The following is a 24097-nucleotide window of genomic DNA, read 5'->3' as shown; positions in this document are numbered from 1 at the left end:
TAAGGCCCCTCCCCAACCCCTCCCCACAAGGGGGAGGGGCTACGGTGCCGCGCTGCTCCGATGCGACCTCGCCATAACTGCCGGCATTCGAGGCGGAAGCGAAGGTGGTGCCACAAGCGAGCCCTCCCCCTTGTGGGGAGGGTTGGGAGGGGTCTTGGCGCCCAGGCTGGAATCCCAAGGGAGGAATAGCCGATGAATACCTACACCGGCGGCTGCCAATGCGGCGCGATCCGCTTTCGCGTCAGCGGCGAACTCAAGGATTCGTCGATCTGCCATTGCCGCATGTGCCAGAAGGCGTTCGGCGCCTACTACGCGCCGCTGGTCTCGGTGCGCGGCACCGATTTCGAATGGACGCGCGGAGAGCGGAAGCGGTTCCGCTCTTCCAATTTCGTCGAGCGCGGCTTCTGCGGCGATTGCGGCACGCCGCTGACCTATGAGGCACCGGATGGAATGGCGATTGCCGCGGGCGCCTTCGACGATCCTTCGGCGTTTCCGCCGACCATTCAATGGGGCGTGGAAGGCAAGATCGGATTCGTCGATCATATGCACGAACTGCCCGGAGAAAGAACGGAGGCGGATCTGACGGCGGGCTCTTTCCTGCACGAACTCATCTCCTACCAGCATCCCGATCATGAGACGCAGGCATGGCCACCCAAGGAGCTCGGATGACGACGGAAACGGACAAAAGCGGCGGGTGCCAGTGCGGGGCATTGCGTTACCGTGCCAAAGGCGAACTCGGCTATCCCCATCTTTGCCATTGCCGCATGTGCCAGAAGGCGGCGGGCAATTATTTCATGCCGCTGGCTGCGGCAAATCGCCAGGATTTCGAATTGACGCGTGGCGCGCCGAAATGGTTTCAGTCGTCGGATCTGGTGCGACGCGGTTTCTGCGGCGAGTGCGGCACGCCGCTGTTCTACGACATCCCGGGGACTGATTTCATCAATCTCACCCTCGGCTCGCTCGACGAGCCTGATGTCGTCAAGCCGGTGGCGCAGTCGAATACCGGCCAGAAGATGTCCTGGTTTCACGCGCTCGACGATCTGCCGCTGGAACCGGCACCTGAAACGCCCGACCGCGAAAACGCGATCGCGGCGAGCAATCATCAGCACCCCGACCACGACACGAAAATCTGGCCCCTCGGAGAGACCTCATGACGGACACGATCAAGACCGGCGGATGCCAATGCGGCGCCGTGCGCTTCCGCATCTCGGGCACGTTGGGGCGACCCTCGATCTGCCATTGCCGCATGTGCCAGAAGCAATTCGGCGGCTTCTTCTCCGCGCTCGTCACCGCGCCTGAGGAAGGCATGGAATGGACGCGCGGCGAGCCGAGCTACTTCCAGTCCTCGGTCAATATCGAGCGCGGCTTCTGCAGCAATTGCGGCACGCCGATGACCTATCGCCATCCGGGCGGGCTGGAACTTGCGATCGGCACTTTCGACGATCGCAGCGACCTCGCACCGCAGATCCAGGTCAATTACGAGGCTCGCCTGCCCTGGGTCGAGGAAATCTTCAAGGCGCCGGTACTGAAGGATCAGGATTTCTACGCACGGCAGGAAGCGATCATCTCCTTCCAGCATCCCGATCACGATACCGCCGCCTGGCCTGCGAAAGGCGTGAAGATATGACCGAGATCCTGCGCACGCTCTATCCCGAAATCGAACCCTATGCTTCCGGCCATCTCGATGTCGGCGACGGCCATGTGATCTATTGGGAGCGCTCGGGTACGCCTGGCGCCAAACCCGCCGTCTTTCTGCATGGCGGCCCGGGCGGCGGCATCTCGCCTGCCCATCGCCGGCTTTTCGATCCTGCGCTCTACGACGTCATGCTCTTCGACCAGCGCGGTTGCGGCAGGTCAACGCCGCATGCGGATCTCCATGCCAACACGACCTGGCATCTCGTCGCCGATATCGAGCGGCTGCGCGAAATGGCCGGCGTCGAGACCTGGCAGGTGTTCGGCGGCTCCTGGGGTTCGACGCTCGCGCTCGCCTATGCCGAGACGCATCCGGAGCACGTGTCCGAGCTCATCCTGCGCGGCATCTATACGCTGACCAAGGCCGAGCTCGACTGGTACTATCAGTTCGGCGTCTCGGAAATGTTCCCCGATAAGTGGGAGCGCTTCATCGCTCCCATTCCGCCGGAGGAGCGGCATGAGATGATGCATGCCTATCATCGCCGTCTGACACATGAGGATCGGACGGTGCGGCTTGCAGCCGCGCGGGCCTGGAGCATCTGGGAAGGCGAAACGATTACGCTGCTGCCGGAACCTTCGACGAGCGGCAAGTTCGAGGAGGCGGAATTCGCCTATGCATTTGCGCGGATCGAGAACCATTTCTTCGTCAATGCCGGCTGGATGGATGAGGGACAGCTGATCCGCGATGCCGGCAGGCTCAAGGATATTCCCGGCGTCATCGTGCATGGCCGCTACGACATGCCCTGCCCGGCCAAATATGCCTGGCTGCTGCACAAGGCCTGGCCGAAGGCGGAGTTCCACCTGATCGAGGGTGCAGGCCATGCCTATTCGGAGCCGGGGATTCTCGATCGGCTGATCCGGGCGACGGACCAGTTTGCCGGGACGCAAGACTGATGTTGGCGAGGGGCGGCATCCGCGCTCCAGAACAACCCGCTTGGCGGGAGGAAACGATATGAAAGAACGCATCTACCTCTTCGACACGACGCTCCGGGACGGGCAGCAGACGCCCGGCATCGATTTTTCCGTCGAAGACAAGATTGCGATCGCCGCCATGCTGGACGAATTCGGCTTCGATTACGTCGAGGGCGGATATCCCGGCGCCAATCCGACCGACACCGCCTTCTTCAGCGAGAAGCGCACCAGCCAGGCCCGCTTCGTCGCCTTCGGCATGACCAAGCGGGCGGGTGTTTCGGTCTCCAACGATCCCGGCATTGCCGGGCTGCTGCAGGCCAAGAGCGACGCCATCTGTTTCGTCGCCAAGAGCTGGGATTATCACGTCGCGGTGGCGCTCGGCTGCACCAATGAGGAAAACCTTGAAAGCATTGCCGAAAGCGTCAAGGCAGCCGTCGGCGCCGGCAAGGAAGCGATCGTCGATTGCGAGCATTTCTTCGACGGCTTCAAGGCCAATCCGGCCTATGCACTCGCCTGCGCCAAGACGGCCTATGAGAGCGGTGCACGCTGGGTCGTGCTCTGCGACACCAATGGCGGCACGCAGCCGCCCGAGGTGCGGGCGATCGTCGAGGCGGTGATCGCCTCAGGGGTTCCTGGCCACTGTCTTGGCATTCATGCGCATAACGACACCGGCCAGGCGGTCGCCAATTCGCTTGCCGCGGTCGAAGCCGGCGTCCGGCAGATCCAGGGCACGCTGAACGGCATCGGCGAGCGCTGCGGCAATGCCAATCTGGTGACGCTGATCCCGACCTTGGCGCTGAAGAGCGCCTACAACACACGTTTCGAAACGGCGATCGACGAGGAGCGGCTGCTCAACCTCACCCGGCTCTCGCATGCCTTCGACGAGCTGCTCAATCGCTCGCCCGACCACCAGATGCCCTATGTCGGCGCTTCCGCCTTCGCCACCAAGGCCGGCATCCATGCATCGGCGCTGCTCAAGGACCCGCGCACCTATGAACACGTGCCGCCGGAAAGCGTCGGCAATTTCCGCAAGGTGATGGTATCGGACCAGGGCGGCAAGGCGAACTTCATCAATGCGCTGAAGCGGCGCGGCATCGAGGTCGCCAAGGACGATCCGAAGCTCGACCTGCTGATCTCCATCGTCAAGGAACGGGAATCCATCGGCTATGCCTATGAGGGCGCCGATGCGAGCTTCGAGCTCTTGGCGCGCCGCACGCTCGGCACGATCCCGGAATTCTTCACCATCGAAGGCTTCCGTGTGATGATCGAGCGCCGCTTCGACAGTCTCGGCCGCGTGAAGATCGTCTCGGAGGCGGTGGTCAAGATCACCATCGACGGCCAGACGCTGATGTCGGTCGCCGATGCGGAAGGTCCCGTCAACGCGCTCGACCTCGCGCTGCGCAAGGATTTCGGCAAGTATCAGCACGAGATCGATGATCTGGTGCTCGCCGATTTCAAGGTGCGTATCCTCAATGGCGGCACGGAGGCGATCACCCGCGTGCTGATCGAATCCACCGACAGCGACGGGGTGCGCTGGTGGACGGTCGGCGTTTCGGAAAACATCATCGACGCTTCGTTCCAGGCGCTGATGGACTCCGTCATCTACAAGCTGATGAAGAACCGGCAGCTGGCCGGCAAGATCGCGGCGGAATAAGTCTATTCCGCCGGTTCCGCTGAGAGGAGGATGCCGGCCTTTGCCGCCATCCTCCGTTCCATAGCCTCGTTCGGCTTCATATCCTCTCATCCTTCATTCAACGAAATGAATTGGCCTATTCACGGCGCTTAAGCTAGGCCGGATCAGAAGAAGAACAAAGATGGAAACACCGATGTCGACCGATGCATCCGTTCCGTTGGCCAAGAACGAAGACAGTCCGCGCGGTTTTGCCTTCGCGCTGACCGCCTATCTGCTCTGGGGCTTCCTGCCGATCTATATGAAGGCGCTGGCGCATATTTCGCCGGCCGAGGTGATCGCACACCGCATCGTCTGGTCGCTGCCGCTGGCGGGCATCGTGCTGATCGTGCTCGGACGCACTGGGGATATCCGCGCAGCACTCCGCTCGCCGCGTATGCTGGCGATGGCGGCGCTGACGGCATCGCTGATTACTGTCAACTGGGGCACTTACGTCTGGGCGATCGGCGCCGGCCATTCGCTCGATGCGGCACTCGGTTATTTCATCAATCCGCTGTTCAGCATCTTCCTGGGATCGGTTCTTCTCAAGGAGAAGCTGCAGCCGTTGCAAATCGCGGCGATCGCGCTTGCAGCGCTCGCCGTCGTCGTTCTCGCATTCGATAGCGGCGGCATTCCGTGGGTGGCGCTGACGCTGGCGATCTCCTGGGGTTTCTACGCCCTGTTCCGCAAGACGCTGCCGCTCGGGCCGAACCAGGGCTTCTTCCTCGAAGTGCTGCTCCTCAGCGGACCGGCCCTCCTCTACATCCTCTATCTCGAATTCGGCAGCGGCCAGGGCCATCTCTACCGCACCGGCTTTGCCGACACGGCCCTGTTGCTCGGCTGCGGCCTCATCACCGCCGTGCCGCTGATGATCTACGCAAACGGCGCCAAGCTTCTGAAGCTCTCGACGATCGGCATCATGCAGTATATCGCGCCGACGATGATCTTCCTGATCGCCGTCTTCGCCTTCCACGAGCCGCTCGGCACAGCGCGCATGATCGCCTTCCCGCTGATCTGGGCAGGGCTGTTCCTCTATAGCTGGTCGATGCTGCAGGCAAGCCGCGGGCGCTAGCTGCTCGGTCCCGCCATTTTATGAGCATTATTCCTTCGGAGCGGAGGCATCATGGCGGAGCGCATAGGCTCAAAGCCATGATACCAGCGCCACGCGAATAATGATTCCGGCCAGCGCACACAAGACGGCGACGCCTGCAACGGGTCGGAGCGCAGGTACTGACGCGGTAAGAATGGAGATACCGGGAAGGTCGAGAGGGTTCAGCAGCAATGCGGAACTATGAATGATTTTCTCGGTTGGGAGGCTTAGCTCCTTGTGAATGTCGAATAACAGTGTGACGGCTGCGCTCGATCCTGCCAGGCACTTCGTCAGGAAGAACAGGACATCCTGTTGCGAAACGCCGAGCAACTGCAGCAGGGGCTGCGTAACGGACGTGAATGCTGAGAGTGCTCCTGTACTTTGGATTAGTCTTACTAGCGCAAGAGAGATCACGAGCACCGGCAGGACCGCGGAAATGACCCGAATGGCATCTGCGCCACCGCGATTTATCGCCGCGAGCAGGTCAAGCCTTGCGGCGACGTGGTAATCCGCTTTGTCATCGGAACAAATCTTTCCAGACACAGGACGGCGCCCAAGCATCCAATATGCAAGAGTGGACGCGACAAGCGCTCCGCAAATGCCGTTCAATATGATCAATGCGGGATCGACACCGAGACCGGCGAGCGGAAAGCTGGCATTTGCCGGCGCCGCCGCAAGCACTGCGGCGAGGGCGGCGGCCATAAATCTGTCCGATGTTTTTCTGTGCGCCATGAGCGACAGGGCCGCAATCGGGGCAGCCGAACTTACGAGGCTGAGCTGTAAGACCGCCAAGGCTCCCAAACCATCCAAGCCGAAAGACCTGAAGAGCGGATTGGCTCGGCCGGCGACCCATCGCAATGCGCTCATTCCTTCGAGGTAACGCATCAGCGAGAATGTCACGATCATCAGCGGCAGAAACGTAAATATCGCAATATCGACGGCACTGCGCCCTGCATCCAGGATAGCATTGATCAGAATCGTCATAGAACACGAGAGGATTTGACGGCCAGGCTGAAATTCTCGGCCGGCCTGATAGGAGAAGCGCGGCCCCCGGGGATGTCGGATCCCCGGGGCCCCTTGTCGTTCAATTCCTATTCCGGTTTGAAAGTCTCATCGAAGAAATCCGCAACTTCGGAATAAACCTGCATGCGGTTGCTTTCCATGAGGGCGAGGTGTGTCGTCTCTCCGATTTCGACCCATCGCCGGTAAGGGGTGCCGGTGAGTTGCTTGAAATAGGCCTGCGCCAGATCAAGCGGAACGTCGATGTCCCACTCGCCATGCAACAGCAGCACCGGAGAGCGGATCTCGCTCGGCTGATAGTAAGGATTTCCCGCTCTCCAATAGGTGCGGATGTCCTGGATGGGACCGTTGGTGGCTCGGAGTTTTCCTTGCTCCCTGTCAGCTTCCGAGGTCTCTTCTGAAAGCGTGAATTTTGCCCAAAGATCGAACCAGCCCTCGGGAACAAGACGTTCACGCGCGTATTCGGGTGCCGTGCTCAACCAACGAGCCAAGGCGGCGTGAACCGGAACAAGCCGATAGGAACCCAGGGGGCCGCCCTGGTCAATCGGGATGGGAATGTCGCTGAGCCATTGCGGCGCGAGCAGCGCGAGCTTGACAACCTTGTCCCCGTTGCGCGCGGCATATGCTCCCGCCACGGTACCACCCCACGACATTGCGAAGACGTTGACGGCCTTGAGACCGCGAAGTCGGAGGACGAAATCGACCGCCGTAGCGAAGTCCGCAACACCAGTGTCGGTGGCGACAAGTGGCGGGTTCAGATCGGGCTCCGCCAGCATTTCCGGCGGTCGGCCGGACTTTCCGTAGCCCCGGACATCAACCGCAAAGACGTCGAAGCCTTGATATGCAAGGAAGTCAATGAAGGAGATCCCGTTGAAAGGAACATCGTAAAGACTTCCGGATGAGAAGGTCGCCCCGTGCACCATCACGATGGTTCTCTCCGCGAGAAAGGCTTTATGGTCTTTCCTTCTCTTGTTGCGGACATAGAGCTTGATGCCATCGGTTCCGCTATCGACGTAGTGCTCTTCGAATGCAATCTCGCCGGCGTGAAAACCTGAAAATGTGAGCTTGTTCTTAGACATAGGACCACCTGAATTTTTCGCCATCGCGGGTGACATATCCGGCAGACGAGCCGGGGAAATGCGTTGAGAAGTACATCGCGTGTTTGTCGGCTGTGAGTTCAAGTACGCGCCGTCTGGACTGGGCCGCCAGGTCCAAAAACTCGCAGAAGACCGTGTTGAAGTCCGGACGTTCCACCTGGATTGGGTGATGCATGACATCGCCTGCGAATATTGCCGATTCATTATCCGCTTCCAGCAGAACGGACATGTGGCCGATGCTGTGCCCGGGCGTCGGCAAGAAGGTGAAGCGATCCAGGAATGTGCCACCTTCGCTGTCAATGAAATCAGCAATCCCCGCGTCGATTACGGGCCATACGCTGTCTTCATAGACGCCGGAACTGGGAATATTGACGTCGTTGTGGCTGGCCGTTGACGAGTAGTATTCCTGCTCGACGCGCGGAAAGATGTAACGCGCATTCTTGAAAGTGGGGACCCATTTCCCATCCTGCAGCACGGTATTCCAGCCGGAATGATCGACGTGGAGATGGGTATTTATGACGAAGTCAACATCTTCCGGCGCAACACCTGCACGACGCAGTCTGTCGAGAAATGGAATGGTCTGATGATGAAAACCGGGGTTGCGAGGCCTTTCCTTGTCGTTACCCGAACCCGTATCAATCAGAATGACGTGATCGGGCGTCTTTACCAGCCAGGTGTGTATGCTGACGACAAGGGTGTCGCGGTCCTCGTCCATATCGATCCCGGCGAGCCTGGGCCCGATCGCTTTGATCTCTTCAGATTTGGCGCTCGGGTAAAGAAACGAGGGCGGTACATCGTGCAGGTACTGTTCCTGCACTTTCCTCACCGTAACGCCGGCAATATGATATTCCTTTCCAAGATCGCTCATGGAACTTCCTTTCAAATTGAACTGAACCGGGACAGCGCTGTCTGATGGCCATGGACAATAAGAAGAATTCGTGCAACGATCAAATCGATGAATGAGATTGTCTCCATCGATCATTTCAATTTGTGGTCCTTCGACCTGAACCTCCTTGTTGCGTTCGATGCGCTCATGAAGGAGCGGAGCGTGACGAAGGCTGCTGTTCGCCTGAAAATCCAGCAGCCTGCCATGAGCCACAATCTCGGAACTCTTCGGACATTGCTCCAGGACGAGCTCTTTGTGCGTGTCGGCCAGGTGATGCAGCCAACCCATCGAGCGCTACAGTTCGCGGAAGCCGTAGAGCAGATACTGAGCCGCACACAGCAAGCAATTGTAACTTCGACGACCTTCGAACCTGGTCTGGCGGAGCAGATATTCCGCATCGGTTTTTCCAGTGAGCTGGAGGTGTTGCTGGTGCCGCGTCTGGCGGCCATGCTGAACGAGACAGCCCCGGGTATCAAAGTGCTTGCCCGTTCGGTCGATCCGGAACTGGTTCACAAGCTTCTTGACGACACCGTCATCGATCTTGGCGTCGGCTGCTTTGATGACGGCAACAATAGACATCGGCGAAGCCTGCTATTCGAGCAGTCTCTGATGTGTTGCTACAATCCGAGGCTTGTTGAACTTCCCGAAATATTGGATCGTGACACCTATCTCGGGCTGAAGCATGCACTGGTTTCACAAAAGGATGCCATCGAAGGCTGCATTGATACAGCCCTCAAGCGCATTAACGTGCATCTCGACGTGTCGGTGGCGGCTCCGGAATTTTTGACTGTGCTTACCGCTGTCCTGGAAGCGCCCTTGATCGCGACCCTGCCGACCAGAATCGTGAAGCGGTATGCCGGCCTGTTTGGCTTGGCGGTCGCCGACGTTCCCCTCGATTTAACGGTAAGCCCGATATCGATGGTCTGGTCGGCGGCAAGCGACAATGATCCCGCCAACCGATGGATGCGATCTCAGGTGACGCAGCTTGTTTCGGCTTATAGCTGAATTCGCCTGCAATATAGCTTGGCCGCGCCAGGGCCCCCCTGCCCCGCCTACATTTTCGAAATCACCTCGTCCTCGCCGTCACGATCGGCCGCGAGTTGGGCTGCCTGGGCCATAATCGCCGGAATGATGCCGGGGATCTCGTCGACGACGAGCGGCTGCACCCGGTGGGCGGTGTGCAGGAAGCCTTCGTCGGTCATATGGCGCATCAGTTCCATCATCGGATCCCAGAAGCCGTTGATGTTAGCAAAAACCATCGGCTTTTCGTGGCGGCCGAGCTGCGCCCAGGTCATGATCTCGACGATCTCTTCCAGCGTGCCGATGCCGCCGGGGAGCGCGACGAAGGCGTCGGAGCGCTCGAACATCGTATGTTTGCGCGCATGCATGTCAGGGGTTACAATAAGTTCGTTGAGCTGACCGAGCGAGTGGCGAGTCGCTTCCATATCGATCAGGAATTCGGGAATGATGCCCGTCACCTGACCGCCGCCTGAAAGCACCCCGCTGGCAACCGCGCCCATGATGCCTTTGGTACCCCCGCCATAGACGAGGCGCAGGCCGTATTCGGCGATCTCTCGTCCGAGAGCACGCCCGGCCGCCATGTGGGAGGGATCGCGTCCCGGCCTAGAGCCGCAGTAAACGCAGATGGATCGAATCGATACAGATTGCTCGGTCATGAGGGCAAACAACTATTCCATTTCAATGCAGTCAAGAAAATTGACTGAAAAGCAGCGTGCCTAGCTTGCCTAATTGCTTTGAATGCTTGTGAAAAGCAACGGGAATCGCTAGCAATTTCGGTTACTACGGCAAATTGCCGCCTTGGGAGACATAATGATGAAGAACCGTGCCGGCTTGCTGGCCCTTGCAGTCCTCGTAATCGCAATCTTACTGATGGTGTTTTTCGTCATGCCGCGCATCGGCGGCGATGCAGCCAAGGTCGGCGACGCCATCAACCAGGCGAGCACGGAGCTCAAGAACACGGTTAACGAGGCAGAAAAGACATCGCGCTCGGTCATCGCCGACACGGCCGGGGTCGCCGATAAGGTGGGTCGCCTGTCGGCCGATGCCGGTGTGTCGCTCAGCGAGCTCAAGGCACTGTTTGCCGACGGCAAGGGCCCTGCCGACGATGTCTTCACCGCCGCCAAGACCAAGGCCGTCAAGGCGCTGACGGCGCTTGCCGATTTCGCCATCCCCGAGGGTCTCGATCCCGCGACGCAGACGCTTGCCGTCAAGGCCAAGGAAGGCGGCACGAAGGCGCTCGCCATCGTCCAAACCCTGCCCGAGAACATCGCCGATGCGCTTGCCGCGATCGCCAAGGCCGAGGCTGCGCTGACCGGTGCGCCCGAGCCCGCCCCCGCTGCAAATAACGTGGCGGCGAATACCGGCCCGAAGCTTCCGGCTTTCGACGTCTTGCGTGTCGAACCCGACGGCTCGACGGTGATTGCCGGCTCCGCCGAACCGAACGGCAAGCTCGAAGTGCTTGACGGCGAAAAGGTGGTGACGACGGCCAATGTCGATGCGAGCGGCGATTTTGCCGCCGTCCTCGACGATCCGCTTTCGGCCGGCGACCACCAGCTCGTGCTCAAATTCACCGGCAAGGACGGCAAGAGCACGCTTTCCGAAGAGGTCGCGACGATTTCCGTGCCGAAGGACGGCAATGGCGCCAATCTGCTCGCCATGGTCTCCAAACCCGGCGCGGCGAGCCGCATCATCACCGCACCGAAGGCCGGAACCGAAGTCGCCGATGCCTCCGATCCGATGGCGCCGCCTGCGGACAAGCCGGCAGAGACCGCGGCTGCGCCCGCCGCAACCGGCGAGCTGGCGCTGCAGACGCCTGATGTCACCGACGCCGCCTCCGGCACGGATACGGCACCGGCCGTTCCCGGCACCGCCGCACCTGATAAGACCAATGCGCCTGATGTGATGGTCAATGCCGTCGAGATCGAAGGCAACAAGATCTTCGTTGCCGGCACGACACGCGCCAACGCCAAGGTCATCGGTTATGCCGACGACAGCCTCATCGGCCAGGACACCGCCGGCTCCGACGGCCATTTTATCATCGACGGCGTGGTGGCGCTTTCGGTCGGCGACCACAAGATCCGCGTCGATGTCGTCGATCCCGCCGGCAAGGTGATCGTGCGTGCAGCGGTGAATTTCAATCGCCCGGCCGGCGATCAGGTCAGGGTCGCCGCGCAAGTCGGTCCGGCCGACGCGGACGGATCTTCCGCGATGGTGCCGCTCGACGAAGGCGAACTCGGCAAACGCAAGGCCGAGGCCGGCAAGGCCTTCGGCCTGCTGAAGGGGCTGTTTGCCGATGGCAAGCTGCCCGGCGCCGAACAGCTTGCAGCGGCACGCTCGGCCACGGAATTCGCGTTGCGCTCCGTCGCCGATTTCCGCCCGGCTGCCGATGCGCCCGACGCCTTCAAGCAAGCGTCCGGCTCCGCCTCGCAGGTCGCCACCAATGCGCTGAAGCTGCTGCAGGGCCTGCCTGGGGATGCGAAGTCCGTCGGCGCAGCACTCGACAGGCTGGGCGCTATGATCGCCGAGCTCACCGCGGCGCCTGCTCCGACCGCACCCGCTGCAAACGAGGTCGGGAGCAACCAGCCGAAGACGATCGAACAGGCGCCGCTGACGGCAAACAACGCGGCGGTCATCATTCGCCGCGGCGACACGCTGTGGCAGATTTCGCGCCGCACCTATGGCCTCGGCGTTCGCTACACGACGATCTACATCGCCAATGAGGACAAGATCATCGATCCCGATCGCATCCGCCCCGGCCAGATCTTCGGGCTGCCGAAGGATGCCTTGCCGAACGCCGAAGAGCTGCACCGCAAGCGCATGTCTCACCAGCGTCTCTAGGCGCCAAATAACATGACGAGGCCGAGACTTGCGCGTCTGAAAAGCAGCGCTGTAGTTGCCCGGCCTGTCTTTTCCTGACCCTTGCATTTGTTGTATTCGTCCGCCCGGCACCTTATCTGGCGGTAGCGGCTGCGGATCAATTGCGGGAAGCGCTCTCAGGCACGTCCCGGTCCCCACTCCTGCATCGAAGCGCCGCAAATCGCGGCAAGCCCATCCGGGCTGGAGACAATCATGGCAAACAGCAAGACAGTCTCGGAATCCAACCTGCTGCGCACACTTCTCAACCTATGGCCCTATATGTGGCCGGCCGGCCGCACCGACCTGAAGATGCGCGTCGTCTGGGCCTCGGTCTTTCTGCTGATTTCCAAGTTCGTGCTGCTGCTCGTTCCCTATTTCTTCAAGTGGTCGACCGATGCGCTGAACGGCAGGATGGATCTTGCCGGCTCGGTGCCGCCGCTGCTTGCCGGCGCCATCGCCCTTGTCATCGCCTACAACATCACCCGGCTCATCCAGCTCGGCCTCAACCAGCTGCGCGATGCGCTGTTTGCCAGCGTCGGCCAACATGCGGTGCGCCAGCTCGCCTACCGGACCTTCGTGCACATGCACGAGCTGTCGCTGCGCTTCCATCTGGAGCGCAAGACCGGCGGCCTCTCGCGCATCATCGAGCGCGGCACCAAGGGCATCGAAACGATCGTGCGTTTCACGATCCTCAATTCGGTGCCGACCGTCATCGAATTCCTGCTGACGGCAGCGATCTTCTGGTGGGGCTACGGCTTCTCCTATCTCACTGTCACCGCCTTCACCGTCTGGGCCTATATCTGGTTCACAATCCGCGCGTCCGACTGGCGGATCGCCATCCGCCGGTCGATGAACGACAGCGATACCGACGCCAACACCAAGGCGATCGACTCTCTCCTCAATTTCGAGACCGTCAAATATTTCGGCAACGAAGAGATGGAGGCGAAACGCTTCGACAAATCGATGGAACGCTACGAGAGAGCGGCGACCGATGTCTGGACTTCGCTCGGCTGGCTGAACTTCGGCCAGGGCGTCATCTTCGGCATCGGCACGACCATCATGCTGGTGCTGTCGGCGTTGGCCGTGCAGCGCGGCGAGCAGACGGTCGGTGATTTCGTCTTCGTCAATTCGATGCTGCTGCAGCTTTCCGCACCGCTCAACTTCATCGGCTTCGTCTACCGCGAAATCCGCCAGGGGCTGACCGATATCGAGCAGATGTTCGATCTGCTCGAAGTGAAGGCCGAGGTCAAGGATGCGCCTGACGCAGACGAGCTTCGGATCGGCCAGGGCGCTATCGCCTTCAAGGACGTGCACTTCTCCTATGATCCGGCCCGTCCGATCCTGAAGGGTATTTCCTTCGAGGTGCCGGCCGGCAAGACGGTCGCCGTCGTCGGCCCGTCGGGCGCCGGCAAATCGACGCTGTCGCGGCTGCTCTATCGTTTCTACGATATCCAGAGCGGCACGATCACCGTCGACGGCCAGGATATCCGCACGGTGACGCAGAAAAGCCTGCGCTCGGCGATCGGCATGGTGCCGCAGGATACCGTACTCTTCAACGACACGGTCGCCTACAACATCCGCTACGGCCGCACATCGGCGAGCGACGGCGAGGTCTTTGCAGCAGCCGAGGTGGCGCAGATTGCCCATTTCATCGAGACGCTGCCCGAGGGGTTCGAGACCAAGGTCGGCGAACGCGGCCTGAAGCTATCGGGCGGCGAGAAGCAGCGGGTGGCGATCGCCCGCACCATCCTCAAGGCGCCGCCGATCCTGATTCTCGACGAGGCGACGTCGGCACTCGACACGACGACGGAACGAGAAATCCAGACCGCACTCGACGTGGTGTCGAAAAACCGCACCACGCTTGTTATCGCCCACCGGCTTTCAACCGTCATCGGCGCCGACGAGATCATCGTCTTGAAAAGCGGCGAGATCGCCGAGCGCGGGACGCATGCTGCCCTGCTCGAACAGAACGGCCTCTATGCCTCGATGTGGAACCGCCAGCGCGAAGCGATCCAGGCGGAGGAACATCTGAAGCAGGTGCGCGAAAGCGACGACCTCGGCGTGATCACCCGGCTTGCTCCGGCAAGCTGAACCAGAGACCGATGCCGGCAGGCTTTTGTTGTTCAGAACCCCGGCGTAGGAACCAGTGCCGGGGCCACAGCATTGCCCCGGAGACGGTTTTTCGCTAACCAGCAAAAAACGACAACGCAAGGAGACCGGCAGCATGAGCCTGTTCAACACGGTTCGCAACACGATCGTCCCCGTGCATAAGGAGGGTTATCCCTTCGTTGCCGCCTTCTTCGTCGCATCGCTGGTCCTCGGCTGGATCTTCAAGCCGCTCTTCTGGATCGGCATGATCTTCACGCTGTGGTGCGCCTATTTCTTCCGCGATCCCGAACGCGTGACCCCGCAGGACGACGATCTGGTGATCTCTCCCGCCGACGGCAAGGTCTCGGCGATCCAAATGGTGACCCCGCCGGCCGAGCTCAACCTCGGCTCCGAGCCGATGCTGCGCATTTCCGTTTTCATGAACGTCTTCAATTGCCACGTGAACCGGGCGCCGATGCGCGGGCGGATCGTCAGCATCAACTACCGCTCCGGCAGCTTCGTCAATGCCGAGCTCGACAAGGCGAGCGAGGACAATGAGCGCAACGGGCTTGTCATCGAAACCCGCCACGGCCAGATCGGCGTCGTGCAGATCGCCGGCCTCGTGGCGCGCCGCATCCTCTGCTGGGCGAACCCCAACGAGCCGGTGGATGCCGGCGAGCGCTTCGGGCTGATCCGTTTCGGCTCGCGGCTCGACGTGTTCCTGCCGGCCGGTGCGGCACCCCGCGTCTCGCTCGGCCAGACGGCAGTTGCGGGAGAAACCGTGATCGCCGAATTCGCCTCCGCCAAGGGTCCCGTCATCAGCCGCCGCAGCTAGGAACGTCGATATGGAAACGCCCTTTCCGCCCTTCGAGCCCAATGGACCTGATGATTCCGCCCGCGGCCCCCGGCTGCGCGAAATCCCGCTGCGCCTCGTCTTCCCGAACCTCATCACCATTCTGGCGATCTGCGCCGGGCTGACCGGCATCCGGCTGGCTTTCGAGAACCGTTACGAACTCGCCGTCTCGATGGTGCTGCTCGCCGCCTTCCTCGACGGCATCGACGGGCGCGTGGCGCGGCTGATGAAGGCGACCTCGAAGTTCGGGGCGCAGATGGATTCGCTTGCCGACATCGTCAATTTCGGCGTCGCACCCGCCCTCGTCGTTTATGTCTTCGCACTCGACCAGGCCCGCTCGCTCGGCTGGATCGCCGCCCTGATCTATGCGATCGCCGCGGGGCTTCGCCTTGCCCGCTTCAACGTCATGGCCGAACGCGAGAACAAGGCGAGCTGGCAATCGGAATATTTCGTCGGCGTGCCGGCGCCGGCCGGCGCCATGCTGGTGCTGTTGCCGGTCTATCTCGGCTTCCTCGGACTGACGACGGACCGCACCTTTGCCTATCTCTCGTCGATCTACACCGTGCTCATCGCCTTCCTGCTGATCAGCCGGCTGCCGGTCTGGTCGGGCAAATCGGAAGGCAACCGCCTGCGGCGCGATCTCGTGCTGCCGATGATGCTCGGCGTCGTGCTCTATGTGGCGCTGCTGATGAGCTACACCTGGGAAGTGATGGTCTTTACCGTTGCCGCCTACCTCGCATCGCTTCCCTTCGGCGCGCGGAAATGGCAGCGGAAATACGGGACGCTGACGATCGAGGAACCCGGCGTCGGCGACGACGACATCGGCCGGCACATCTGACCTCCGAGCATTTCCGGATTTCTCGAATGACGGAAGTGCTTCTCTCCCCGTCGTTCTAACGGATCACCGGGAAAAGCATGCGCTTTGTCCCGGGGAAAACCGTTGCGTGCTTTTCCCCAGAAAACCGCTTTCGCGTTTTTATCGGAACCGCTCCCTTCAGTAAGTATTAACCAACGTAGGCTTCAGTTAAGCCTCGCGAATTATGGTGGGCGTTTACAATTCCTGATAAGCTACGCCCCCGTTTTGTCGCTATTCGTGACGAAACATCAAACGATAAAATACCCAGGGAAGAACCACGTAAGGAGAGTATCGTGACTTCGAAGAAAAGCAGTATCGGCGAACAGCAGGCGGCCAAGCCAGACCTCGCCGCCAACTATCGCCCCCTCGGCCTGAAGGCTGTTGCCGCAGCATCGCTGATGGCGAAGCACAAGCCGACCAGCGTCAAGAAATCCGCTTGAGGCGGAAGGCTTCAAATTGGGATCATGCGTGCTTTCGGGTTACATGCGTTAGGCACCGCTGACGAAATGCATGACGAGGCGATCGCCGGAAATCTCCCGACGACGCTCTGGCGACATAAGCACAACCCGAAAAAAATCTGATGGATGAAGCGACGCATCGCCGCCGCTGATGCAAGACGTCGGCGCCGATAGGTCGCCGACGTGGATGGGGTTCAGAAAAAGCTGAGCTGGCCGTCGTCAGGTCTTTGTTTCTCGGGCGCCTTCAGCGGCTTTTCGATGACGACCGGCTCCTGCAGGTCGGGACCCATATTGGCGACCTTGTTGACCTTGTCGGAGACCGGGACGGCCTCGAAGAAGTCGTCCTGAACGGGCCGCATCAGCTCTACCACCTCGCGCGGTTCCTGCCTCTTGCAATCGAGCCAGCGCGAAAAATCTTCGGGTTTGATGACGACAGGCATGCGATCATGGATCGCTGAAATGCCCGAATTGGCTGACGTCGTCAGGATCGCACCGGTATCGACCTCGGAGCCGTCAGCCGAGGACCATGTCTCCATCAGCCCGGCAAAGGCGACGACCCCGCCCCGACGCGGCCTGATCCAATAGGCCTGCGGCCGTTCGCCGCTTTCCTTGGACGGGCGGTGCCATTCATAAAAGCCGGAGGCCGGGATAAGCACGCGGCGATGACGCATGGCGGCCCGAAAGGAGGCCTTGCCGATCGCGGTCTCAGAGCGCGCATTGATCAGCAACGGGAAGTCCCTCGGATCCTTGACCCAGCCCGGCGTCAGGCCCCAGCGCACGAGCACGGCGCGGCGATCGGCCAAATTGCTGCCCTGGTCCCTGCCCTCGCCCGCGATGACGACGAGGATCGGTTGCGCCGGCGCGATATTGTAGCGCACCGGAAAGTCGTCGAGATCGAGACCGGAGAAGAAGTCGCGCAGGTCGGCGCTGGAGATTGTCAGAGCGAAACGTCCACACATCGGCCTGTCTTTGCACCCGTCCCGAGTCTGGTCAAGGCGCCTCAACCTCTCGGCGCGAAGAGGATGAGGCTGGCGCCAGCAAGGCAGATCAGCGCGCCGCCGATATCGTAACGATCAGGCACGCGGGCTTCGACCAACCACAGCCAGAGCAGCGAGGCAAGGATGTAAATGCCGCCATAGGCCGCGAAAGTACGGCCGGCGGCCTCGCTCGGCACAAGCGTCAGAAGCCAGGCAAAAAGTGCGAGCGAGACCATGCCCGGCGCCAGCCACCAGACGGGCTTTTCGAGCTTCAGCCATGCCCAGAAGGCAAAGCAGCCAGATATCTCGAGGAGAGCGGCAAAGGCAAAGATGATGTAGGTCACGGAAGCACCTTTCGAATCCCGGTCGCACTCTTCATCCGATAAGATGGGCGACCACAGCAAGAGCAGACCCGATGACCTCCACCGCCAAAGCCGCCTCGTCCGCCATTCTCGAACGCGACGGACGCTTCCTTCTGGTATTGCGGCGCAACTCGCCTTCCGCCGACATGTATGCCTTTCCCGGCGGACGCGCCGAACCGGGTGAAACGCCGGAGGAAACGGCATTGCGGGAATTCCGCGAGGAAACCGGCATTTTCGCCCGTAATCCGCGGCTGTTTTCGACCTATGACCTGAAGACGCATGCCGCCGACGGCAGCATCAACAGCCATTTCCTGCTGTCGGTCTTTCGCGTCGATGCGGATGAGGACGCCGTGGCCGAAGCCGCCGACGATGCCGCCGCTCTCGGCTGGTACACGGTGGAGGAAATCCGGCGATTGCCCGTGCCGCAGAGCGTGCTCGAATGCGCGGAGCGGATTTCGGGCGGCGAATAGAAGTGGAAACTTTCAGGCGCGCCTTGTTGCCGTCATGCTCAGCGTATCAACTGTGAAGCATGATTCCCGTGCGACGCGTTTTCCTGTCTCTGCCCGTGCTGGCCCTCGTCTTGGCCGGCCCCACTATGGCGCAGGGCAAGAATACGCCGCCTCCGCAGACGCAGGAGATTGCGCCGCCACCAGCCGCGACCGTGCCCTATGACGACAAGCTGGCGCGGCTCGCGGAGGTGTTGGGTTCGGTGCATTATCTCAGAACGCTCTGCAAGGCGGCAGGCGGCGACGAGTGGCGAAGCGGCATGCAGCAGTTGCTCGATTCGGAGACCGGGGGCGAGCCGCAGCGTCGGGAAAAGCTCACGGCGGCCTTCAATCGCGGCTATCGCGCCTTCGCCTCGGTCTATACGGATTGCACCCCGGCGGCCATCGTGGCAGAAGGGCGCTACCGTAACGAAGGTGCAACACTCGCCACAGAAATTACCTCGCGTTTTGGAAATTGACGTTTAATTAACCTGTTTTCGCATGCGGACGTGTCGTTTTGGGAAAAGGCTGTTAGTGTTGTTAACGGTGCAGTAAGACATGAGAAGTTCTGAGGAAAAAACAATGGAAGCAAGCCTCAACGAGATCGACGACATGATCGTCCACGAAAAGATGCAGGCGGCTCTGGAGTACCAGAACGAGGCTTGGGCCGACGGCATGGCCGACGGAATCGAGCCTGAAATCATCGCTGATGCAGCCATTGCGCATGCACTGAGAGAGACCATCAGATTGCACGGGGAAAACAGCGCCGAAGCCTTGCTGGATTCGCTGCGCGAACGCATGCTTGCCGGCGAATTTTCCGCCAACCGCACCCTGCAATAATTGTTATCAGAGAGTTTGATGCGCACCGGTAAAGAGAAAGTTTCGCGAATTCCGCTCGCGCCGGTGCTGCTTGCGTTCAGCCTCGCCGCCGGCAATATTTGCCTCGCGCCGGCAGCCTACGCGCTTTCCGAACTGCACAAGATCCCCGGCCAGGCGGCCAATGACGCCCCGGCCGCGCAGGGAAGCGCTCAGGGACAGAGCCAGCCGCAGGGTGGGACCGCTTCCGGCGTTCCCATGGCCGATCCGCTGGTCAACAGCCAGAACAATCAGGGTGTCGACAAGACGCCGGGTGCTCAGGATGCTTCCAAGCCGGTGGAGGTGATCTACGACATCAGCAAGGCGCCCGAGCCGGTTCGCAAGATGCGCGAGCAGATCGTCGAGGCGGCCGCCTCCGGCGATCTCGAACGGCTGCGACCGCTGATGGGCACCGGCACGGAGCAGACGCAGGTGACCGTGGGCGAGCCGACCGACGATCCGATCGGCACGCTGAAGGATCTTTCGGGTGATCCCGATGGAGACGAGATCCTCGCCATCATGCTCGACATCATCTCGACCGGCTTCGTGCATGTCGGCCAGGGCACGCCTGAAGAAATGTATGTCTGGCCTTATTTTGCCGAGAAAGACTTGAAGTCGCTGACGCCGCCGGAGCGCGTCGAACTGCTGCGCATCGTCACAGCAGGCGATCTTTCCGACATGCAGGAATTCGGCGGGTATAATTTCTATCGTCTCGGCATCAAGCCCGACGGGAAATGGAAATTCTTCACCGCCGGCGATTGACGCCGTCCTGCCTGCGCCCTTTACCTCTCGCATGGCGCTTGCGATCCATCCTGCAAAGACATACCTCTGAGCGATGACCAACGCGACAGGTTCCGCCATGCCAGCCGTATTCCTGAAAGACCGCTCATTGCTCCTTGTCAGCGGCGCGGAAGCTCAATCCTTCCTGCAGAACCTGATCACCACCGATATCACCGCGCTTGAACCCGACGAAGCGCGGCCCGGGGCATTGTTGACGCCGCAGGGCAAGATCCTGTTCGACTTCATGATCTGGCAGGACGGCGAAGGCTTCGTGATCGAAACGGATGCCGATCAACGCGATGGCCTGCTGAAGCGGCTGACCATGTATAAGCTGCGCGCCGCCGTCACACTTGCGCCAAGCCCCGAAGAGGGCGTCACCGTTTCCTGGGGCGAGGATGCCGATGGCAGCCAAGGCGTCCGCGACAGCCGCTTCGCCAAGGCGGGCGTCACGCTGATCCGCCGGCCCGGCAAACATGGCGAGGGCGCGCAAGCGCTCTACGACGCGCTGCGTATCAGCCACGGCATCGTCACATCGGGATCGGACTTCGCCCTGCAGGACGCCTTCCCGCATGACGTGCTCATGGATTTCAACGGCGGCCTCTCCTTCAGGAAGGGCTGCTATGTCGGCCAGGAGGTCGTCTCGCGCATGCAGCACCGCGGCACCGCGCGCCGGCGCGTCGTGACCGTCTCCGCCATTGCAGCCTTGCCAGGCACGGGAACCGAGATCACCGCCGCCGGCAAGCCGGTGGGAACGCTCGGCTCGGTCGAAGGCGACCATGGACTTGCCATCGTGCGCATCGACCGCGCCGGCGCCGCGATGGCGGCAGGCACGCCGCTGCTCGCCGGCGAAATACCCGTTTCCCTCGTCCTGCCGGCATGGTCCGGCCTTGCCTTTCCCACCAGTGCCGACGAGGCCAGCGCGTGACAGTGGCGAAAGCTCCGCGTGCCTGGCAACGCATGCTGTCCGGGCGCAGGCTCGACCTGCTCGATCCCTCGCCGCTCGATGTCGAACTGATCGACATCGCCCATGGGCTGGCGCGTGTCGCCCGCTGGAACGGCCAGACATCAGGCGATCATGCTTTTTCGGTGGCCCAGCATAGTCTCGTCGTCGAGGATATTTTTCGCCGCTTCAACGAGGCGCGCCCGCAGGAGTGTCTGATGGCCCTGCTGCATGATGCGCCGGAATATGTGATCGGCGATATGATCTCGCCGTTCAAATCGGTGGTCGGCGGCGGCTACAAAACGGTGGAAATGCGGCTGGAGGCCGCCGTACACCTGCGCTTCGGCCTGCCGCCGCATCCCTCGCGCGACCTCAAGGACCGGATCAAGAAAGCCGACACGATCGCTGCCTATTTCGAGGCGACCGTGCTGGCCGGCTTCACACCCGCCGAGGCACAGAAATTCTTCGGCCAGCCGCGTGGCATCAGCAGGGAGATGCTGATGATCGAGCCGCTGCCGGCGATCGAAGCGCAGCGGTTGTTCTGCGAACGCTTCGCGGCGATCGAGGCAGAGCGGACGATGATGTCATGAGCTTCATCGTCGTCTCGCCGCTGTCGCGCATCGCGGAGATGGCCGTGCGCCATAAGGCGCGTGACATGATCAGCCTGATCGCCAAGGAACAGGCCTTTCATCGGCCGGGCGTGATCGCGGCCGACCGTCATCTGACGCTTTGCATGAACGATATCACTTTCAAGGGCACCGGCGGTCTCGTGGCCCCCGACGAGACGCATGTCCGCTGGCTTATCGACTTTGCCGCCTCGTGGCGGCAGGAGACGCCGCTGCTCATCCATTGCTGGATGGGCGTGTCGCGGTCGCCGGCGGCAGCCCTGATCGCAGCACTCTCGCTCGCGCCGGATCAGAGCGAGGAACAGCTTGCCCGTCGGTTGCGGATCGCCTCGCCTTTCGCGACTCCGAATGCCCGGCTGATCGAGATCGGCGACACGCTGCTTAACCGCGGCGGCCGGCTGGTCGCGGCGGTGCGGGCAATCGGACGCGGTGCCGATGCCGACGGCAACGCGCCCTTCGTGCTTGATATCAGGGACGCCGCCTGCGGTTGACGCTGCCGCCAGCCGCTCCATCTAGCCCCCGACCACGTAGAATCGACAGGGCCAGATCATGCAACAACAGGCAGCCGATGTTCTTCTCGCCACGCAAACAGCGCTCAGCCAGGCGAGCGCACTGGCGGTGCAATATTCCTTCTCCGTCCTCGGGGCGGTGATCCTGCTCGTTCTCGGCTGGACGCTTGCCGGTTTTGCCAGCCGCTGGGCCTATGAAGGCCTGTCGCGCGTCCATGGCATCGACGAAACGCTGGCGCGATTCTTCACCAATGTGCTGCGTTACGCGCTGCTCATCCTGGTGTTCATCACCGTGCTTGGCCAGTTTGGCGTCCAGACCGCCTCGATCATCGCCGCCCTCGGCGCAGCAGGCCTGGCGATCGGGCTGGCGCTGCAGGGAACGCTGCAGAATATTGCCGCCGGCATCATGCTGTTGATCCTCAGGCCGTTCCGCGTCGGCGAATATATCGAGACCAGCAGCGTGGCGGGCACGGTGCGTGAAATCGGATTGTTTGCAACCGAACTCAGGACTGCCGACGGGCTTTATCGATTGGCACCGAATTCGACGCTCTGGAACACGCCGATCACCAATTTCAGCCGCGAGGCCACCCGGCAGAACGAGGTGAAGATCAAGATCGCCTACGAGGATGACCTCGATCAGGCGATGGAGAAGTTGATGGGCCTTGCCAAAGGCGATGCGCGGGTGCTGACGTCACCGGCACCCAGCGTCTTCATCGACAGCCTCGGTGACAGCGCGATCTTCGTGACGCTGCGCTATTGGGCAAAGACCGGCGACTGGTGGTCGCTCAGCCGTGACACGGTGAAGCGCGTGAAACTCGCCTTCGACGAGAAGGACAGTCCGGCCACGCTGTCGGATGCTTCCGACGCAACACCGACAAAGAAGTCCAACGGCAGGGCGGCGGCCGAAAAGCCGGCGCCAACGCGGCAATGAGGCACGACGGCCGCCGTGACTTTGCATGTCGATGCTACAGTCGGCTATTGAATGACGCCGCAGGACAATCTTTCCCCGGCATCGCCTGAGGGCTGGCTGCGATAATCATCCGAATTGGCGTGCACCATCAATGCGCGGCCGCGAATGCCGTCGGTCTTGCCGTCGAGCGTGACCATGCTGTCGAAGATCTGCGCCCGGAGCACGCCGTCCTGTCCGACATATTGATTGGGCATATCGCCGGCATGCGGCCCCTTGGCAGCAAGAATGCCGTGCTCGGCCTTGCCGGGGTTGAAGTGACCGCCCGCCGACTCGTGATGGGTCGCGGCGTCGCAACGGCCGGTCTCGTGAACATGGAAGGCCACCCATTTGTTCGCCGGCAGTCCGGATATCTCGACTTCGATCAGCACGCCGCCACTGGCGGCAGCCGTCAGCTGCGCGCGGCCGTCTTCCTTGCCGTCTTTGTCGACGAAATTGGCGATCGCCGTCTGCTTGTCCTGAGCGCCCGCCGGCAATGCAACTGCGAGCAGGCTAAGGGCGGCGATGGTGCGCATGGCTTTCATGGAAATCTCCTTCCGTCCGGTTGTCCTTCTGAACGTATCAACCCGGAAGGTGTTCCTGATGAAGAAATATGCCACGAGAAAAGCCGGCCTAACGGCCGGCTTGCAGATCACCCGAATTGGTAGGCCGTTCAGGCGACGGCGTCGAACTGGCCGTAGGTCTTGCGATAGAGATCCTCGGGCTGGTCGCCGGTCGCCGGCGCGGTCTGTTGCAAGGGATAGGAAACGGCGATGCTGCTTGCCGTGCCGCCGTCACGCGTGTCCATCATCAGCGCTATCAGGCTGCCGGAAAACTTCGGCTGCGTCTCGCCGGCCTTATCTTCTTCGACGAGTTCCTTGATGATGCCGGGCTTCTTATCGGCGGCACGTTCGCCGCGGCTGAGTACGCCGTCGCCATTGGCATCAAGCCGCGAGAGCGTCGCCAGATATGCGTATGACGTGTCTGAAACGGATGTGGTGCTGGTCATACAAACCTCCATTCACCGCCTTTTGCCGGTGGTGTTTGTACGCAATACGAAGGTGGAAAATCATTGTTGACTCGCTGGTTAAACTGATTTGCGCAGTGCGTCAATAAGTTG

28 protein-coding genes are annotated in these 24097 nt (G+C 61.3%); 20 read left to right on the top strand and 8 right to left on the bottom strand.

Annotation, left to right across the window (positions count from 1 at the left end; translation table 11 throughout):
* The first annotated feature begins 192 nt into the window (after positions 1 to 192).
* The 6 genes from PO860_RS05375 to rarD all read left to right on the top strand — a co-directional run bounded on the left by PO860_RS05375 (position 193) and on the right by rarD (position 5345).
* A complete protein-coding gene (locus PO860_RS05375) occupies positions 193 to 669 on the top strand; it encodes a GFA family protein (protein WP_275038207.1) in 477 nt (158 codons plus the stop codon).
* Positions 666 to 1154 (top strand): GFA family protein, encoded by a 489-nt coding sequence (locus PO860_RS05370; protein WP_183606365.1) that lies wholly within the window; start codon positions 666 to 668, stop codon positions 1152 to 1154. The genes PO860_RS05375 and PO860_RS05370 overlap by 4 nt, the downstream gene beginning before the upstream one ends.
* Positions 1151 to 1627 (top strand): GFA family protein, encoded by a 477-nt coding sequence (locus PO860_RS05365; protein WP_183606364.1) that lies wholly within the window; start codon positions 1151 to 1153, stop codon positions 1625 to 1627. The genes PO860_RS05370 and PO860_RS05365 overlap by 4 nt, the downstream gene beginning before the upstream one ends.
* Positions 1624 to 2586, top strand: a complete 963-nt coding sequence (gene pip, locus PO860_RS05360; RefSeq protein ID WP_273884073.1) for a prolyl aminopeptidase — start codon at positions 1624 to 1626, stop codon at positions 2584 to 2586. The genes PO860_RS05365 and pip overlap by 4 nt, the downstream gene beginning before the upstream one ends.
* 58 nt (positions 2587 to 2644) lie before the next feature.
* The gene (cimA, locus tag PO860_RS05355) at positions 2645 to 4258 is read left to right on the top strand and encodes a citramalate synthase (protein WP_183606362.1); all 1614 of its coding nucleotides are present in this window, start codon (positions 2645 to 2647) and stop codon (positions 4256 to 4258) included.
* Positions 4259 to 4430: 172 nt separating this feature from the next.
* Positions 4431 to 5345, top strand: coding sequence for an EamA family transporter RarD (gene rarD / locus PO860_RS05350; protein WP_272783367.1), 915 nt, complete (start codon positions 4431 to 4433; stop codon positions 5343 to 5345).
* A 69-nt stretch (positions 5346 to 5414) separates the two neighbouring features.
* On the opposite strand, the gene PO860_RS05345 is transcribed toward rarD, so the two are convergent.
* From PO860_RS05345 to PO860_RS05335, 3 genes are all read right to left on the bottom strand, one after another.
* The gene (locus tag PO860_RS05345; RefSeq protein WP_183606360.1) at positions 5415 to 6347 is read right to left on the bottom strand and encodes a hypothetical protein; all 933 of its coding nucleotides are present in this window, start codon (positions 6345 to 6347) and stop codon (positions 5415 to 5417) included.
* Between the two features lie 107 nt (positions 6348 to 6454).
* Positions 6455 to 7462, bottom strand: coding sequence for an alpha/beta hydrolase (locus tag PO860_RS05340; RefSeq protein WP_183606359.1), 1008 nt, complete (start codon positions 7460 to 7462; stop codon positions 6455 to 6457).
* Positions 7455 to 8348 carry an MBL fold metallo-hydrolase gene (locus PO860_RS05335; protein ID WP_273884074.1) on the bottom strand — a complete coding sequence of 298 codons (894 nt, stop codon included), beginning with the start codon at positions 8346 to 8348 and terminating at the stop codon, positions 7455 to 7457. The genes PO860_RS05340 and PO860_RS05335 overlap by 8 nt, the downstream gene beginning before the upstream one ends.
* Positions 8349 to 8435: 87 nt before the next feature.
* On the opposite strand from PO860_RS05335, the gene PO860_RS05330 reads away from it, so the two are divergent.
* Complete coding sequence (locus PO860_RS05330; RefSeq protein ID WP_183606357.1) at positions 8436 to 9371, top strand: LysR family transcriptional regulator; 936 nt, start codon at positions 8436 to 8438, stop codon at positions 9369 to 9371.
* A 47-nt stretch (positions 9372 to 9418) separates the two neighbouring features.
* Here the strand turns inward: PO860_RS05330 and PO860_RS05325 are convergent, their stop codons facing one another.
* Positions 9419 to 10042: an LOG family protein gene (locus tag PO860_RS05325; RefSeq protein ID WP_183606356.1), complete on the bottom strand. Its 624-nt coding sequence runs from the start codon at positions 10040 to 10042 to the stop codon at positions 9419 to 9421.
* Between the two features lie 154 nt (positions 10043 to 10196).
* Between PO860_RS05325 and PO860_RS05320 the strand changes: the two genes are divergently transcribed.
* From PO860_RS05320 to PO860_RS05300, 5 genes are all read left to right on the top strand, one after another.
* On the top strand, positions 10197 to 12224 hold the full coding sequence (locus tag PO860_RS05320) for a LysM peptidoglycan-binding domain-containing protein (RefSeq protein ID WP_273884075.1): 2028 nt from the start codon (positions 10197 to 10199) through the stop codon (positions 12222 to 12224).
* Between the two features lie 231 nt (positions 12225 to 12455).
* Complete coding sequence (locus tag PO860_RS05315; protein ID WP_273884076.1) at positions 12456 to 14333, top strand: ABCB family ABC transporter ATP-binding protein/permease; 1878 nt, start codon at positions 12456 to 12458, stop codon at positions 14331 to 14333.
* A 133-nt stretch (positions 14334 to 14466) separates the two neighbouring features.
* A complete protein-coding gene (locus PO860_RS05310) occupies positions 14467 to 15165 on the top strand; it encodes a phosphatidylserine decarboxylase (protein ID WP_017963685.1) in 699 nt (232 codons plus the stop codon).
* Between the two features lie 10 nt (positions 15166 to 15175).
* Entirely contained in the window at positions 15176 to 16021 is an 846-nt protein-coding gene (gene pssA, locus PO860_RS05305) for a CDP-diacylglycerol--serine O-phosphatidyltransferase (RefSeq protein ID WP_183606353.1), read from the top strand.
* Between the two features lie 311 nt (positions 16022 to 16332).
* On the top strand, positions 16333 to 16479 hold the full coding sequence (locus PO860_RS05300; protein WP_183606352.1) for a hypothetical protein: 147 nt from the start codon (positions 16333 to 16335) through the stop codon (positions 16477 to 16479).
* A 212-nt stretch (positions 16480 to 16691) separates the two neighbouring features.
* On the opposite strand, the gene PO860_RS05295 is transcribed toward PO860_RS05300, so the two are convergent.
* Both PO860_RS05295 and PO860_RS05290 read right to left on the bottom strand, forming a co-directional pair.
* Complete coding sequence (locus PO860_RS05295; protein WP_273884077.1) at positions 16692 to 17456, bottom strand: SOS response-associated peptidase; 765 nt, start codon at positions 17454 to 17456, stop codon at positions 16692 to 16694.
* Positions 17457 to 17497: 41 nt separating this feature from the next.
* Positions 17498 to 17818, bottom strand: coding sequence for a YnfA family protein (locus tag PO860_RS05290; protein WP_273884078.1), 321 nt, complete (start codon positions 17816 to 17818; stop codon positions 17498 to 17500).
* 71 nt (positions 17819 to 17889) lie between these two features.
* On the opposite strand from PO860_RS05290, the gene PO860_RS05285 reads away from it, so the two are divergent.
* From PO860_RS05285 to PO860_RS05250, 8 genes are all read left to right on the top strand, one after another.
* Positions 17890 to 18306, top strand: a complete 417-nt coding sequence (locus tag PO860_RS05285) for an NUDIX hydrolase (RefSeq protein ID WP_183606349.1) — start codon at positions 17890 to 17892, stop codon at positions 18304 to 18306.
* A gap of 59 nt (positions 18307 to 18365) precedes the next feature.
* Entirely contained in the window at positions 18366 to 18800 is a 435-nt protein-coding gene (locus tag PO860_RS05280) for a TIGR02301 family protein (protein ID WP_183606348.1), read from the top strand.
* A gap of 103 nt (positions 18801 to 18903) precedes the next feature.
* On the top strand, positions 18904 to 19161 hold the full coding sequence (locus tag PO860_RS05275; protein ID WP_183606347.1) for a hypothetical protein: 258 nt from the start codon (positions 18904 to 18906) through the stop codon (positions 19159 to 19161).
* 18 nt (positions 19162 to 19179) lie between these two features.
* Positions 19180 to 19938, top strand: coding sequence for a hypothetical protein (locus PO860_RS05270; protein ID WP_183606346.1), 759 nt, complete (start codon positions 19180 to 19182; stop codon positions 19936 to 19938).
* 97 nt (positions 19939 to 20035) lie between these two features.
* A complete protein-coding gene (gene ygfZ / locus PO860_RS05265; protein WP_273884079.1) occupies positions 20036 to 20881 on the top strand; it encodes a CAF17-like 4Fe-4S cluster assembly/insertion protein YgfZ in 846 nt (281 codons plus the stop codon).
* Positions 20878 to 21486, top strand: coding sequence for an HD family hydrolase (locus PO860_RS05260; RefSeq protein WP_273884080.1), 609 nt, complete (start codon positions 20878 to 20880; stop codon positions 21484 to 21486). Before ygfZ ends, PO860_RS05260 begins: the two co-directional genes overlap by 4 nt.
* Positions 21483 to 22013 (top strand): tyrosine phosphatase family protein, encoded by a 531-nt coding sequence (locus tag PO860_RS05255; protein WP_273884081.1) that lies wholly within the window; start codon positions 21483 to 21485, stop codon positions 22011 to 22013. The genes PO860_RS05260 and PO860_RS05255 overlap by 4 nt, the downstream gene beginning before the upstream one ends.
* 58 nt (positions 22014 to 22071) lie before the next feature.
* Positions 22072 to 22962 carry a mechanosensitive ion channel family protein gene (locus tag PO860_RS05250; RefSeq protein ID WP_273884082.1) on the top strand — a complete coding sequence of 297 codons (891 nt, stop codon included), beginning with the start codon at positions 22072 to 22074 and terminating at the stop codon, positions 22960 to 22962.
* A gap of 44 nt (positions 22963 to 23006) precedes the next feature.
* Here the strand turns inward: PO860_RS05250 and PO860_RS05245 are convergent, their stop codons facing one another.
* Both PO860_RS05245 and PO860_RS05240 read right to left on the bottom strand, forming a co-directional pair.
* Positions 23007 to 23522, bottom strand: coding sequence for a superoxide dismutase family protein (locus tag PO860_RS05245; protein WP_183606341.1), 516 nt, complete (start codon positions 23520 to 23522; stop codon positions 23007 to 23009).
* Positions 23523 to 23650: 128 nt separating this feature from the next.
* The gene (locus PO860_RS05240; RefSeq protein WP_273884083.1) at positions 23651 to 23998 is read right to left on the bottom strand and encodes a hypothetical protein; all 348 of its coding nucleotides are present in this window, start codon (positions 23996 to 23998) and stop codon (positions 23651 to 23653) included.
* Positions 23999 to 24097: the final 99 nt, after the last annotated feature.

Source organism: Rhizobium binxianense (assembly GCF_028994275.1).
GTDB lineage: Bacteria > Pseudomonadota > Alphaproteobacteria > Rhizobiales > Rhizobiaceae > Rhizobium > Rhizobium binxianense.
This window is presented reverse-complemented; position numbering and strand designations above follow the sequence as displayed.

Coding starts and splice junctions, on each gene's coding strand:
- PO860_RS05315 (WP_273884076.1), top strand. CDS start 12,456: ATGGCAAACAGCAAGACAGTCTCGGAATCCAACCTGCTGCGCACACTT.
- PO860_RS05250 (WP_273884082.1), top strand. CDS start 22,072: ATGCAACAACAGGCAGCCGATGTTCTTCTCGCCACGCAAACAGCGCTC.
- PO860_RS05370 (WP_183606365.1), top strand. CDS start 666: ATGACGACGGAAACGGACAAAAGCGGCGGGTGCCAGTGCGGGGCATTG.
- PO860_RS05335 (WP_273884074.1), bottom strand. CDS start 8,348: ATGAGCGATCTTGGAAAGGAATATCATATTGCCGGCGTTACGGTGAGG.
- ygfZ (WP_273884079.1), top strand. CDS start 20,036: ATGCCAGCCGTATTCCTGAAAGACCGCTCATTGCTCCTTGTCAGCGGC.
- PO860_RS05345 (WP_183606360.1), bottom strand. CDS start 6,347: ATGACGATTCTGATCAATGCTATCCTGGATGCAGGGCGCAGTGCCGTC.
- PO860_RS05325 (WP_183606356.1), bottom strand. CDS start 10,042: ATGACCGAGCAATCTGTATCGATTCGATCCATCTGCGTTTACTGCGGC.
- PO860_RS05245 (WP_183606341.1), bottom strand. CDS start 23,522: ATGAAAGCCATGCGCACCATCGCCGCCCTTAGCCTGCTCGCAGTTGCA.
- rarD (WP_272783367.1), top strand. CDS start 4,431: ATGTCGACCGATGCATCCGTTCCGTTGGCCAAGAACGAAGACAGTCCG.
- PO860_RS05330 (WP_183606357.1), top strand. CDS start 8,436: ATGAATGAGATTGTCTCCATCGATCATTTCAATTTGTGGTCCTTCGAC.
- PO860_RS05310 (WP_017963685.1), top strand. CDS start 14,467: ATGAGCCTGTTCAACACGGTTCGCAACACGATCGTCCCCGTGCATAAG.
- PO860_RS05255 (WP_273884081.1), top strand. CDS start 21,483: ATGAGCTTCATCGTCGTCTCGCCGCTGTCGCGCATCGCGGAGATGGCC.
- PO860_RS05320 (WP_273884075.1), top strand. CDS start 10,197: ATGATGAAGAACCGTGCCGGCTTGCTGGCCCTTGCAGTCCTCGTAATC.
- PO860_RS05240 (WP_273884083.1), bottom strand. CDS start 23,998: ATGGAGGTTTGTATGACCAGCACCACATCCGTTTCAGACACGTCATAC.
- PO860_RS05340 (WP_183606359.1), bottom strand. CDS start 7,462: ATGTCTAAGAACAAGCTCACATTTTCAGGTTTTCACGCCGGCGAGATT.
- pip (WP_273884073.1), top strand. CDS start 1,624: ATGACCGAGATCCTGCGCACGCTCTATCCCGAAATCGAACCCTATGCT.
- PO860_RS05365 (WP_183606364.1), top strand. CDS start 1,151: ATGACGGACACGATCAAGACCGGCGGATGCCAATGCGGCGCCGTGCGC.
- PO860_RS05285 (WP_183606349.1), top strand. CDS start 17,890: ATGACCTCCACCGCCAAAGCCGCCTCGTCCGCCATTCTCGAACGCGAC.
- cimA (WP_183606362.1), top strand. CDS start 2,645: ATGAAAGAACGCATCTACCTCTTCGACACGACGCTCCGGGACGGGCAG.
- PO860_RS05270 (WP_183606346.1), top strand. CDS start 19,180: ATGCGCACCGGTAAAGAGAAAGTTTCGCGAATTCCGCTCGCGCCGGTG.
- pssA (WP_183606353.1), top strand. CDS start 15,176: ATGGAAACGCCCTTTCCGCCCTTCGAGCCCAATGGACCTGATGATTCC.
- PO860_RS05375 (WP_275038207.1), top strand. CDS start 193: ATGAATACCTACACCGGCGGCTGCCAATGCGGCGCGATCCGCTTTCGC.
- PO860_RS05280 (WP_183606348.1), top strand. CDS start 18,366: ATGATTCCCGTGCGACGCGTTTTCCTGTCTCTGCCCGTGCTGGCCCTC.
- PO860_RS05295 (WP_273884077.1), bottom strand. CDS start 17,456: ATGTGTGGACGTTTCGCTCTGACAATCTCCAGCGCCGACCTGCGCGAC.
- PO860_RS05275 (WP_183606347.1), top strand. CDS start 18,904: ATGGAAGCAAGCCTCAACGAGATCGACGACATGATCGTCCACGAAAAG.